15 protein-coding genes and 1 other annotated feature are annotated in these 12,307 nt (G+C 48.1%); of the genes, 13 read left to right on the forward strand and 2 right to left on the reverse strand.

Going from position 1 to position 12,307, the window contains the following annotated elements:
• Window positions 1-18: 18 nt before the first annotated feature.
• Window positions 19-92 (forward strand) — a sequence feature (ribosomal protein L21 leader region).
• A 13-nt stretch (window positions 93-105) separates the two neighbouring features.
• The 7 genes from rplU (at window position 106) to pheA (ending at window position 4,636) form a co-directional block, all read left to right on the forward strand.
• The gene (rplU, locus tag K3G25_RS04905; RefSeq protein ID WP_003152660.1) at window positions 106-414 is read left to right on the forward strand and encodes a 50S ribosomal protein L21; all 309 of its coding nucleotides are present in this window, start codon (window positions 106-108) and stop codon (window positions 412-414) included.
• Window positions 415-416: 2 nt separating this feature from the next.
• Window positions 417-758 carry a ribosomal-processing cysteine protease Prp gene (locus K3G25_RS04910; protein ID WP_012118103.1) on the forward strand — a complete coding sequence of 114 codons (342 nt, stop codon included), beginning with the start codon at window positions 417-419 and terminating at the stop codon, window positions 756-758.
• Between the two features lie 12 nt (window positions 759-770).
• A complete protein-coding gene (gene rpmA, locus K3G25_RS04915; RefSeq protein ID WP_003152662.1) occupies window positions 771-1,055 on the forward strand; it encodes a 50S ribosomal protein L27 in 285 nt (94 codons plus the stop codon).
• A 317-nt stretch (window positions 1,056-1,372) separates the two neighbouring features.
• On the forward strand, window positions 1,373-1,951 hold the full coding sequence (locus K3G25_RS04920) for a sporulation initiation phosphotransferase B (protein WP_159354429.1): 579 nt from the start codon (window positions 1,373-1,375) through the stop codon (window positions 1,949-1,951).
• A gap of 30 nt (window positions 1,952-1,981) precedes the next feature.
• Window positions 1,982-3,268 carry a GTPase ObgE gene (gene obgE / locus K3G25_RS04925; protein ID WP_007408172.1) on the forward strand — a complete coding sequence of 429 codons (1,287 nt, stop codon included), beginning with the start codon at window positions 1,982-1,984 and terminating at the stop codon, window positions 3,266-3,268.
• A gap of 53 nt (window positions 3,269-3,321) precedes the next feature.
• Window positions 3,322-3,765: a transcriptional regulator ThrR gene (gene thrR, locus K3G25_RS04930; protein WP_007408173.1), complete on the forward strand. Its 444-nt coding sequence runs from the start codon at window positions 3,322-3,324 to the stop codon at window positions 3,763-3,765.
• A 13-nt stretch (window positions 3,766-3,778) separates the two neighbouring features.
• Complete coding sequence (pheA, locus tag K3G25_RS04935; protein WP_232489611.1) at window positions 3,779-4,636, forward strand: prephenate dehydratase; 858 nt, start codon at window positions 3,779-3,781, stop codon at window positions 4,634-4,636.
• A 25-nt stretch (window positions 4,637-4,661) separates the two neighbouring features.
• Here the strand turns inward: pheA and K3G25_RS04940 are convergent, their stop codons facing one another.
• Together K3G25_RS04940 and K3G25_RS04945 are read right to left on the reverse strand one after the other, a co-directional pair.
• Entirely contained in the window at window positions 4,662-5,204 is a 543-nt protein-coding gene (locus K3G25_RS04940) for a transcription repressor NadR (RefSeq protein ID WP_404977503.1), read from the reverse strand.
• On the reverse strand, window positions 5,201-6,352 hold the full coding sequence (locus K3G25_RS04945; RefSeq protein ID WP_128496755.1) for an IscS subfamily cysteine desulfurase: 1,152 nt from the start codon (window positions 6,350-6,352) through the stop codon (window positions 5,201-5,203). The genes K3G25_RS04940 and K3G25_RS04945 overlap by 4 nt, the downstream gene beginning before the upstream one ends.
• A gap of 106 nt (window positions 6,353-6,458) precedes the next feature.
• Between K3G25_RS04945 and nadB the strand changes: the two genes are divergently transcribed.
• The 6 genes from nadB (at window position 6,459) to K3G25_RS20855 (ending at window position 12,269) form a co-directional block, all read left to right on the forward strand.
• The gene (gene nadB, locus K3G25_RS04950) at window positions 6,459-8,024 is read left to right on the forward strand and encodes an L-aspartate oxidase (protein ID WP_128496754.1); all 1,566 of its coding nucleotides are present in this window, start codon (window positions 6,459-6,461) and stop codon (window positions 8,022-8,024) included.
• A complete protein-coding gene (gene nadC, locus K3G25_RS04955; RefSeq protein WP_128497083.1) occupies window positions 8,006-8,854 on the forward strand; it encodes a carboxylating nicotinate-nucleotide diphosphorylase in 849 nt (282 codons plus the stop codon). Before nadB ends, nadC begins: the two co-directional genes overlap by 19 nt.
• 1 nt (window position 8,855) lies before the next feature.
• Complete coding sequence (gene nadA, locus K3G25_RS04960) at window positions 8,856-9,959, forward strand: quinolinate synthase NadA (RefSeq protein ID WP_232489612.1); 1,104 nt, start codon at window positions 8,856-8,858, stop codon at window positions 9,957-9,959.
• Between the two features lie 126 nt (window positions 9,960-10,085).
• Entirely contained in the window at window positions 10,086-11,276 is a 1,191-nt protein-coding gene (gene safA, locus K3G25_RS04965) for a spore coat assembly protein SafA (RefSeq protein ID WP_160182896.1), read from the forward strand.
• A 147-nt stretch (window positions 11,277-11,423) separates the two neighbouring features.
• Window positions 11,424-12,017, forward strand: a complete 594-nt coding sequence (locus K3G25_RS04970) for a YhcN/YlaJ family sporulation lipoprotein (protein WP_014721606.1) — start codon at window positions 11,424-11,426, stop codon at window positions 12,015-12,017.
• A gap of 132 nt (window positions 12,018-12,149) precedes the next feature.
• Window positions 12,150-12,269 carry a hypothetical protein gene (locus K3G25_RS20855; RefSeq protein WP_370531142.1) on the forward strand — a complete coding sequence of 40 codons (120 nt, stop codon included), beginning with the start codon at window positions 12,150-12,152 and terminating at the stop codon, window positions 12,267-12,269.
• Window positions 12,270-12,307: the final 38 nt, after the last annotated feature.

Genomic DNA, 12,307 nt, shown 5'->3' on the forward strand with positions numbered 1-12,307 from the left:
AATGTTATGGATGTAGCACCAATGCTACAACCGCTCGGGACAGGTGATAAGAGCTTTAAAGCCCCCTGTTGCTGGCGAGTCTTAGTCTAATAGGAGGTGCAGAGAATGTACGCAATCATTAAAACAGGCGGAAAACAAATCAAAGTTGAAGAAGGTCAAACTGTTTACATCGAAAAACTTGCTGCTGAAGCAGGTGAAACAGTGACGTTTGAAGACGTATTGTTTGTTGGCGGAGACAGCGTGAAAGTCGGCAACCCAACAGTTGCAGGCGCGACAGTTACAGCTAAAGTTGAAAAACAAGGCCGTGCGAAAAAAATCACTGTTTTCCGTTACAAGCCAAAGAAAAATGTTCATAAAAAACAAGGTCATCGTCAGCCTTATACTAAATTGACAATCGAAAAAATCAACGCGTAAGCATGATTGAGGCAACAATTCGAAGATCCCGGAATGACGGGGGCATTTTGTCCTTTGAAATGACGGGACATGCCGATTTTGCTGAACATGGACGAGATCTCGTATGCGCCGGGGTCACGGCTGTCGTTTTCGGAGCGGTCAATGCGGTTATCGCGCTGGCTCCTCTCGAACCGATTCTTGATATAGGCGAGGACGGGGGTTATTTCTACTTTGAATTCCCTGAAGCCGCTGATCAGGAAGCTTTGCAAAAAGCGCAGCTGCTGATTGAAGGCATGATTGTTTCTCTTGAAACGATCGAGCGGGATTACAGTGAACACTTACGGTTGACTGCAAACCAAATATAGGAGGTGAGTTACATGCTTAGATTAGATCTTCAGTTTTTCGCTTCTAAAAAAGGTGTAGGTTCTACAAAGAACGGACGTGACTCTGAATCTAAACGTTTAGGCGCTAAACGTGCAGACGGTCAATTCGTAACAGGCGGATCTATCCTTTACCGTCAACGCGGAACGAAAATCTACCCAGGTGAAAACGTGGGCCGCGGAGGAGATGACACTCTTTTTGCTAAAATCGACGGAACTGTTAAATTCGAACGTTTCGGCCGTGACCGCAAAAAAGTGAGCGTATATCCTGTAGCTCAATAATGACACAAAAAACTCCGGTCGTTGACTGGAGTTTTTTTTGCAGTAAGCGGAGTAACATCAAGAATGAAAAGCAGAGGATGCGTGAGTGAACCCCGCCTTGAATGAGGACATCAGCTTCCCATACCCACTGGATATGTTCCCCAAGCAGTGATACCAAAAATGTTTCTGCCTGGCATCCGCATAGTATGCGATCCGAAAAAGGAACATGATGAACCAGGAAAAACAAGTGTTTTTTTAACAAAGCCTTCTCTGTTATAATTCATAGTACACACTTATCAAGACTCCTAAAAAGAAATTAAACGATTGGGAGTGCGAAAATGAAGGATGTATCGAAGAAACAAGAAGAACCTGTAAGCGATGCAGCTCTGATCAATGAGCTGATCCAATTAATGGGCCATTTCCGTCATGATTGGATGAATAAGCTGCAGCTGATAAAAGGAAACTTAAGTTTGCAGAAGTATGACAGGGTCGTTGAAATTATTGACGAAATGGTCATAGATGCAAAGCACGAATCAAAGCTCTCAAACCTGAAAACCCCGCACTTGGCGTTTGACTTCCTTACATTTAATTGGAAGTCCCGTTATATGAGGCTCGAATACGAAGTGCTCGGAGAAATTAAAGATTTATCGGCATATGATCAAAAGCTGTCGAACCTGATGAGAAAACTGTTTCATCTGTTCGGTCTGGCGGTAAACAATGAAAGTGAAAATCATCTGACCGTATCGCTGCAGACGGATCACCCTGACAGACAGCTTATTGTATATCTCGATTTTCATGGAACGATTGCAAATGCAGATGTGTTTGATGAATTTCGCAAATCCCGGTATGAGGACTTTGATGTCATGCAATTTGAGCTGACCTGCCATGAATGTGTGGCCGAAATTGGAATGAACTAGCGGTTTTTACGGTTTAGAACGGAGGATATTATGTTTGTAGATCAGGTGAAAGTATATGTAAAAGGCGGCGACGGCGGTAACGGAATGGTTGCGTTCCGCCGTGAAAAATATGTGCCGAAAGGCGGGCCTGCCGGCGGTGACGGAGGTAATGGAGGCGACGTCGTTTTTGAGGTTGATGAAGGACTGCGCACGCTCATGGACTTCCGGTACCAGCGGCATTTCAAAGCGATACGCGGCGAACACGGCATGTCTAAAAACCAGCACGGCAGAAATGCGGACGATATGGTTGTTAAAGTTCCGCCCGGCACAGTCGTAACGGATGACGATACAAAACAGGTCATTGCCGATCTGACTGAGCACGGGCAGCGCGCCGTCATCGCAAAAGGCGGACGCGGCGGACGCGGGAATACCCGCTTTGCGACACCGGCCAACCCGGCACCGCAGCTGTCAGAGCACGGAGAGCCCGGAAAAGAGCGCTATATCGTGCTTGAACTGAAAGTGCTTGCAGACGTAGGTCTCGTCGGCTTCCCGAGCGTCGGAAAATCTACGCTTCTGTCTGTCGTTTCATCGGCAAAGCCGAAAATCGCCGATTATCATTTTACAACGCTTGTTCCGAATCTGGGCATGGTGGAAACGGATGACGGAAGAAGCTTCGTCATGGCGGATCTGCCCGGTTTGATTGAAGGAGCGCACGAAGGAGTCGGCTTAGGCCACCAATTTCTCCGCCATATCGAACGGACGCGCGTCATCGTTCACGTCATTGACATGTCAGCGATGGAAGGCCGTGATCCGTATGAGGATTATGTGACCATTAATCAGGAGCTCAGTGAATATAATCTGCGGCTGACGGAGCGTCCGCAAATTATCGTTGCGAATAAAATGGACATGCCCGAGGCGGCTGAAAATCTTAAAGCGTTTAAAGAAAAGCTTCAGGATGACCATCCTGTCTTCCCGATCAGCGCGGTGACGAGAGAAGGGCTCCGCGATCTTCTGTTTGAAGTCGCCAACCAGCTGGAAACAACGCCTGAATTCCCGCTGTATGATGAAGAAGAACTGGCGGAAAACCGCGTAATGTACACGATGGAAGACGAAGAAATTCCATTTAACATTACCCGTGATCCGGACGGTGCGTTTGTGCTTTCAGGTGACAGCCTGGAACGCCTCTTTAAAATGACTGACTTCTCCCGTGACGAATCCGTCAAGCGTTTTGCAAGACAGATGCGCGGTATGGGCGTTGATGAAGCGCTCAGAGAACGCGGTGCGAAAGACGGCGATATCATCCGGCTTCTGGAATTTGAATTTGAATTTATTGATTAAAAAAACGGAGAGCTTGCATTGCAGGCTCTCTGATGTAAAAGGGAGGGGTGCAGGTGAAAGAAGAGACATTTTATTTAGTGCGTGAAGACGTTCTGCCTGATGCGATGCGGAAAACCCTTGAAGTCAAAAAGCTGCTGGACAGAAAAAAGGCTGAATCGGTTGCAGATGCCGTGCAGAAAGTTGATTTAAGCAGAAGTGCTTTTTACAAATACCGAGATGCGGTTTTCCCTTTTTACACGATGGTTAAAGAACAAATAATCACACTTTTCTTTCATTTGGAGGATCGGTCAGGCGCGTTATCTCAGCTTTTGCAGGCGGTGGCTGACTCAGGAAGCAACGTGCTTTCCATTCACCAGACGATTCCGCTTCAGGGCAGGGCGAATGTCACGCTCTCAATCAGTACGTCCGCAATGGAAGAAAACATTCATACGTTAATGAATAAACTGAGAAAATTTGATTTTATAGAAAAAGTTGAGATCTTAGGGTCAGGCGCGTAAGGAGAGAAGAGACATGAAAGTCGGTTATTTAGGGCCAGAAGCCACATTTACACATCTAGCAGTCAGTTCCTGCTTTCAAAACAGCGTGACACAAGCACCTTATCAAACAATACCGGCATGCATGGATGCGGCGGTTGCGGGAGAAGTTGATCTTGCATTTGTTCCTTTGGAAAACGCGCTGGAGGGCTCGGTTAACTTAACGATTGACTACTTGATTCATGAGCAGCCTCTTACGATCGTGGGGGAAATGACGCTGCCGATTCACCAGCATCTGCTCGTTCACCCTTCGAGAGAAAATGAGTGGAAAAAGCTTGAGAAAATTTATTCTCATTCCCATGCGATTGCGCAATGCCACAAATTTCTTCACCGGCATTTTTCGTCCGTTCCTTATGAGTATGCGAAGTCAACAGGTGCGGCTGCCAAGTATGTCAGTGAGCATTCGGACCTTCCGATCGGCGTGATTGCAAATGAAATGGCCGCCGCTACATACGGATTGAGCATCGTGAAGCGGGATATTCAGGATTATCAGGACAACCACACGAGATTTGTCATTCTTTCGCCTGAAAAAGACGTCTCATTCGAAGTGAATGCGAAACTGTCTTCACGGCCGAAAACGACGATGATGGTAACGCTTCCTCAAGATGACCAATCAGGTGCGCTGCACAGGGTGCTGTCCGCTTTTTCATGGAGAAACCTGAATTTATCAAAGATCGAATCGCGCCCGACAAAAACGGGTCTCGGCAACTATTTCTTTATTATTGATATTGAACAGGCGATGGATCAGGTTCTCATTCCCGGTGCCGTTCAAGAGATGGAAGCCCTCGGCTGCCGGGTCAAGCTTCTGGGAACATATCAATCCTATTCGATATAAAAAAAGCCCTTCAGGGGGCTTTTTTTTAATCTTTTATTAAAATACCCGCGTCGTCCAGCGCTTGGCAGGCTTGGTCAATCCGCTCTTTTGTCGGGGCGCTTAACGTATGGAGGTGCACGCCTCCGGTCAGCTGTGAAAGGTAAGCGGCATTTGTCGAGTTAATGTGATCCATGAATTGTTTGACTTCTTTCCGTGTGCTGACTCTTATGGCGGCGGTTAAATCGCCGTATACGGGGTGTTCAATAATGACGTCCTTTATGGTGACGCCTTCATCGACAATGAGTTCAAGCTCTTCTTCCGTCCGCTCCGGGCCGTGCAGACAGGCGACAATCCGTTCGGCATTTTTTTCGCCGCCGGCATTCATGCTGATGTATAAGTAGCCTTGGCTCGTCGCGATGATCGGCTCGTTTTTTGCTTTCAAGAGTGATATGTCCTGCACGATCACCTGTCTTGAAACATTTGCTTTTTTGGCCAATTCGCCTCCTGTTAATGGCGAGCCGGCTTCTTTCAGCCAATGAAGCAGCATGCCGCGTCTTTTCTCCCCAGTAAGCTTCGTTCCTTCTGTCAAATTGCTGATTCTCCTTTCTTTTGCTCCCATAGCGCCGTAAATGTATGTATCAGCATATCGAGCTGTTCACATGTTGTTTCGTTTCCGAATGAGATCCGGAAAAACTGCCGCGCTTCCCGTTCGGTTTTTCTCAGCGCCTTCATAGCTGAAGAAGGGCCGTGGCTGCCGGCGGAACATGCGCTCCCGGTTGAGATGCAAATATCGTTACGATTACATTCTAACATAATATATTGTCCTTCAAAGGAGTGAAAAAAACACCCGACAATGTGGGGCAGGCATTCACCGCCGGTTTCTTCCTCTGAAAATGAAATGGGGAGGCCTTGACGCCGAATTTGGTTATACAAATAATTCCTCAGCCTGTCAGCATGCTCACGGTGTTCCTCCATATGATTCACTGCATACTCCGCAGCAGCGGTAAAAGCGCCGATGGCCGGCACATTCACCGTACCGGGCCTGAACCCGTTTTCATGCACGGTATGCGGATAAACCGGGTTCCAGCTGACACCGGGCCGAATGTAAACAGCCCCGGTGCCTTTCGGGCCGTATACTTTATGACCGGAGACGGAAAGGGCGTCGATTCCCGCCTGATCCGCATCAATCGGCAGTTTGCCGAAACTTTGAACACAATCGCAATGAAGCAAAATGTTTCTCTGGTGAAGAAAAGCGGCCAGACGATTCACAGGCTGGATGAGGCCGGTTTCTGAATTGGCGTGCTGTATGGAAACGAGCCCCGTGTCAGGACGGATATGAGCCGCCAGTATGTCCTCGGTTATAAGGCCGTTTTCGTCGGGATATATGATGGTGACATCAATTCCCCGATCAGCTAAAAACGCCGCGGCATTATGGATCGAATGGTGTTCCATTGCGGTCGTAATAAAATGTTTTTTGTGGTCGGGCAGGCCGAGCAGCAATGATTGGACGGCCAGGATGTTCGCTTCCGTTCCGCCGCTTGTAAAGTAAATGCCGTCTGCCGCTCCGCCGATCAATTTTCCTGCAGAATGTCTGCAATATTCCAGCACGTCCGCCGCTCTTCCTCCGGCGTCATGAAGGCTGCTTGCATTGCCGTATACCTCTGTGCTGAGATGCTGAAAGACTTTCGCGGCTTCTTTGCTTAAAGGCGCTCCCGCCGCGTAATCAAGATAAATCATACAGCCCGTCTCCTATCCGTTTATGTTAAAAAAAAGCTTGAGTTTATTTTATCGTTGTGTAAATATAGGTGTCAAGACAGGTGTAAATATAACAGGAGGGTGATGTATGTCTGAAAAAACAATTATCGTCATTGGTTCGGGGACGGCGGCCCTTGCCTGTGCTTCCTCATTTCCTCCGTCATACCAAGTGACCGTCATCACAAAGAGAAACGTAACGAACAGCAATTCGCATTATGCTCAAGGCGGGATTGCTGTTTCATACGCAAAAGATGACTCTTTAGAATCCCATGTGAACGATACACTGTATGCGGGATGCGGACACAATGACGTGACAGCCGTGCGGCATTTGCTGAAAAGCGGACAGAGCATGATAAACAGGCTGATAGAAGGCCATTTCCCTTTTGATACGAAGTCGGACGGAACGTTTTGTCTCGGCAGGGAAGGCGCTCATTCCAAAAGGAGGATTCTGCACGCCGGGGGAGATGCGACCGGACGGATGTTGGTTGAGTTTCTGGTTCAGCAGCTGAGGGACGGCATTCGGATCATTGAACACGAGACGGTTGTTGATCTGCTGATTGAACACGGGCGATGCGCAGGCGTTGCCGTAAAGGATGCTTCAGGCGCCGTTTCTTACAGAAGAGCGGATTGTGTAGTGCTTGCATCAGGCGGATGCGGCAGTCTGTACCAATATCACACAAATGATTCCGCCATAACGGGAGACGGCATCGCTCTTGCCTACCGCGCTGGAGCTGAGATCACGGATATGGAGTTCACCCAGTTCCACCCGACCCTCCTTGTGAAAAACGGGACTGTGTACGGTCTGATTTCTGAAGCAGTGAGAGGAGAAGGCGGATATTTAGCGGATCGCTTCGGGCGCAGGATCATGGCTGGCAGACACGCACTAGAAGATTTGGCGCCCCGGGATGTGGTTTCACGGGCGATTTATGAAGAAATGATGAAAGAAAATCCTGTTTTTATAAATTGCAGCCGAATAGCCGATTTTAAGAAACGTTTTCCGACCATAACAGAAATTTGTCAAACAGCCGGTGTTGATCTTGAAAGCGGAATTCCCGTAGCACCCGGAATGCATTTTTTAATGGGCGGAGTAAAAGCCGATACATGGGGGAAAACGTCCGTGCCTGATTTGTACGCTATAGGCGAGACCGCCTGCACAGGCTTGCACGGGGCGAACCGCCTTGCGAGCAACTCACTGCTGGAAGCGCTGGCAAGCGGGCAACGATGTGCTGAACATATCATTCAAACACCGTTAAACGGAAGATATAAAAAAACCCCGAAGAAATTTGACGTCATCTTAGAAGTGCCGGACACAACGCTTCATGTGCTCCAAGCCAAAATGACAACCGGAGCGGGCATCGTCAGGGAAAAAGAAAACATGCAGGCGCTGGCATCCTGGCTTAACAACGTATCTGTGCGTCATATAAATGTGAAGGATATCACAATAGAACAAGCCGAGCTATCCTGCCTATGGAAGACTGCGCAACTTGTTGTGACCTCAGCCCTTATTCGGGAAGAAAGCAGGGGCGCTCATTTTCGCGCTGATTTTCCCGGGACGGAGAAAGAGTGGCACGGAAAACAAATCATTCATTCAACATCTGGAACAGTTATCAGAAAAAACGAAAGGATTGGGGAACTATGGACATTCTGCAGCTGAAACAAATGCTGACTCATTTTTTTCAGGAAGATATCGGAACGGGTGATGCGACGTCACAAGCGATTTTTGCTGATCAGCAATGTAAAGCGCGAATCATCGCAAAAACAGATGGCGTGTTTGCCGGAGAAGCCGTTATCCGTGAAGGATGGAAGCTTTTACACGATGATATCCGCATCCGCTCCCTGAAAAAAGACGGAGAACGGATGAAAAAAGGAGACGTGCTCGCTGAAATGGAAGGCCAGGCGGCGGCTCTTCTTACGGGGGAGCGGGTCATTCTGAATCTCTTACAAAGAATGTCAGGCATTGCGACAATGACGGATGAGGCCAAAAGGCGTCTTGATGATCCGTCCATTAAGATTTGTGATACGAGAAAAACGACACCCGGGCTCAGAATGCTGGAAAAATACGCCGTTCGGGTCGGAGGCGGCTTTAATCATCGCTTCGGCTTATATGACGGCATCTTGATAAAAGATAATCATATTGCCGCCTGCGGATCGATAAAAGCGGCCGTGGAGCGCGCAAGAAAAACGGCGGGACAGATGCTTGCGGTGGAAGTCGAAATCGAATCGGAACAGCAGCTGCTCGAGGCAATAGAAGCGGGCGCAGATGTTATTATGTTTGACAACTGTCCGCCTGAGTCCGTCCGGCGTTTTGCAGGCATGACACCGGGCCATATCAAAACGGAAGCATCCGGAGGCATAACGCTCGACACATTGCCCGCTTATAAAGGAACGGGCGTCCAATATATTTCACTCGGATTTCTGACTCATTCAGTAAAAAGCGCCGACATCAGCATGGATGTTGAGGCTGCGGAACAGGGGGATTTTTAAGATGTCTATTTTTGACGTGTTAACTGCATCAGCCGAAATGATGCCGAGCTATTATAAAGACATGAGCACCGGAGAAATGGAGAAGCGGGTCGCCGCCATTAAACGGGATTTCGGAAAGCGCCTGTTCATTCCGGGGCATCACTATCAAAAAGACGAAGTAATACAATTCGCCGATACGGCAGGTGACTCCCTGCAGCTTGCTCAAGTGGCAGAAAAAAATAAAGAGGCGGAATATATTGTGTTTTGCGGTGTGCATTTTATGGCGGAAACCGCTGATATGCTGACTGATGATAACCAAACCGTCATTTTGCCCGACATGCGCGCCGGATGCTCGATGGCTGATATGGCAGATATTCAGCAGACGGACAAAGCATGGCAAGAGCTTCAAGAACTGTACGGTAACACCATCATTCCGTTAACATATGTTAACTCGACGGCGGAAATTAAAGCATTCGTCGGACGGCACGGAGGAGCGACCGTCACCTCTTCGAATGCCCGGAGTGTGCTGAAATGGGCTTTTAAACAAAAAGAAAGAATTTTATTTTTGCCGGATCAGCATTTAGGCAGAAATACAGCCTATGACCTCGGCATTCCGCTGACAGAAATGGCTGTATGGGACCCGGGGCAGAACCGATTGCTTACTGACCATCCGGAAAACATTAAAGTCATCCTTTGGAAAGGGCATTGCTCCGTACACGAAAAGTTTACAGCGGAAAATATTTCTCAGCTGCGGCAGCGGGATTCCGGCATCCGCATTATCGTTCATCCGGAATGTTCGCGGGAAGTGGTCTCGCTCAGTGACGACAGCGGGTCTACCAAATACATTATTGATACGATTGAACAGGCTGAACCGGGAAGCAAGTGGGCGATCGGCACGGAAATGAATCTTGTTCAGCGCCTCATTCAATCGCATCCGGATAAACAGATTGAATCATTGAATCCCGATATGTGTCCGTGTCTGACAATGAACAGAATCGACCTGCCGCATTTATTGTGGTCGCTTGAGCAGCTTGAAAAAGGCGAGCCGAAGGGTGTCATTAAAGTTCCGGAAGCGGTTCGGACAGAAGCGCTTCGTGCTTTGAACAGAATGCTGAGTCATACGTAGTTATAAAAATTTCCCCTCCTTCCCAAATTTTTTATCATCATGCCCAGTCCATCGGCATATAGTGTGAAGAAACGTATTGTAATGACAAATGTACCGTTCACGTTTTGTGCATAGGAGGGGAAAACGTTGAAAATTCATATCGTTCAAAAAGGCGATTCGCTCTGGAAAATAGCTGAAAAATACGGAGTTGATCTTGAAGAGTTAAAAAAACTGAATCATCAGCTTAGCAATCCAGACTTAATTATGCCTGGAATGAAGATAAAGGTGCCTTCAGAAGCCGTTCCGGTCAGAAAAGAACCTAAGGCCGGCTTCGGAACGTCTGCGCATAAGCATGAGCATCCATATGCCAAAGAAAAACCGAAATCAGTTGTGGACATTGAAGACACCATACCGGAAGAACCAAAGCCGTCGATTCCATATGTGCCGCCAATCCCTGAAAAGCATGAAAATGTGCTGCCGGAAGCTGATATGAACCAATATTACCCGTCCAATCAGCTGTTTCAGCCGTGGTCGCCTCCTAAGCCGGAGGAACCGGTGACACATTTTGTCGAGCCGAAAGAAAAAGAGCATGACAATAACATTCCACAACAGGAGGAAATGATCAACATGGAAAACGCGAATTACCCGAATATGCCAAAGGCGCCTGAAGCCGGAAAGATGGAAGAAGAAAACGCCGCTTATCATCTGCCGAACATGCCAAACATTCCGAATGTCCCGTTTCCGAATATGCCGGCCGTTGAACCGCCTTTTATGCATTACCCGATGCCGTGCATGCCTTGTCCTTGTCCGGTTCCGGTGACACCGATGCTGCCGGGTTCTGGATTATGCCATCCGTGCTTCCCGGTAGGCGGAGGTTTCGGCGGTTTTGGAGGAGGTTTCGGAGGCTTTCCGGTCATGCCGATGCCGTTACCGTACGGATTCCATCATCCGGGATTTGGGCCGCATGCGGGTTACGGTGAATATGAAAATCAGGCCCATGAAAATGCAGAGCATTATGATGGTTCTGCATCTGGTTTCGGCGGTGCTCCTTACGGTCAAATGCCGTATTACGGCGGATATTCGTCACATTACGCACACGCCCCTCATCATGATGGAAAATATAAGGATGATGATTGCGGCTGCCATGATTCACATCACCACCACCATCACCACCACGGTTCACATCATCATCACGCAAATATGCCTGTGCAGCCATATCCGAATATGGGCGCAAATGCCGGATATTTTATGCCTTACGGCGGAGCAAATCCCAATGTCGCGCCGAATCAGCCGAGTCCAAATCAAGTATTCGGACGGCCGGAGGAAGAAGAAGATTAATGTTTCGGGACGATGTATGTCGTTCCTTTTTTTATGTCCAACTGAGGAATGGACATAACTGACAAGCTTAAACCCGCCGCCCGCCGCACATCCTAAACATGAGCGGAAAACGCTCAAACAGCGATGAATCCACGGGGGGTTTTTCCATTGGGTAAAAAACTGATGACGATCGCGGGCGTTTTAGCCGTGACGGCAAGCTTAACGGCATGCGGAGCAAATAATGCCATGAATGACGGACGCTACAATCAGTCAACACGTCCGGTCGGATATTATTCGAATGATAATGGTAACGGCAGAGGCCAGTACGGAATGGACCATCAAGGACCCGTTTCTGAAATGATGGAAAACCGAAACGGCCGTCATAATACGACAAACGTGTCCGACCAGTACGCCCCTAATGACGGGGTTCCGTTAACGACGGACGGCACATATAACGGCCGAAATGTCAATACGCCGCCGGCAGCAATGTCTTATAATGGGTATGACAACGCCGAAAACATCAGGTTGGCGGCAAAAGTAGCAAACCGCGTGAAAAAAGTAAAAGGCGTACAGGATAGTCAGGTCATCGTGACTGACACGAGAGTCGTCATTGCCGTCAGAACAAATCATCCTTTTACGAAAAATGATGATAAACATGTCAAACATGCGGCCAAAAAATTCGCGGACGGCCGTACAATTCAAGTGTTTACCGACAACGCTACTTTTACAAAGCTGCAAGACATGAACAGAAACAGCCGTTAAACGGACTGCCGGATGATTTCATCCGGCAGTATTTTTATGGATAAATCTTCATCATTTCTTTACATATTCTTAAAACGCTCTTTATATTGCGGTGTTAACATAAAAGTAATAAAACGTAACGGAGGGGCCGGGATGAAAAAAACGGAGCATGACAAAAGCCGCGGAACAAAAACTGTGTATCTGACCGTAAGGGGATACCGGCTCAAACTGACGCCCGGACAAATGAAACTGATTTCAGCCGGCCGGGCATAATCATCGGGGCAGCCCTCATTTAGAGAGCTGCTTTTTTT

Source organism: Bacillus sp. FCW2, assembly GCF_021228595.1.
GTDB lineage: Bacteria > Bacillota > Bacilli > Bacillales > Bacillaceae > Bacillus > Bacillus velezensis.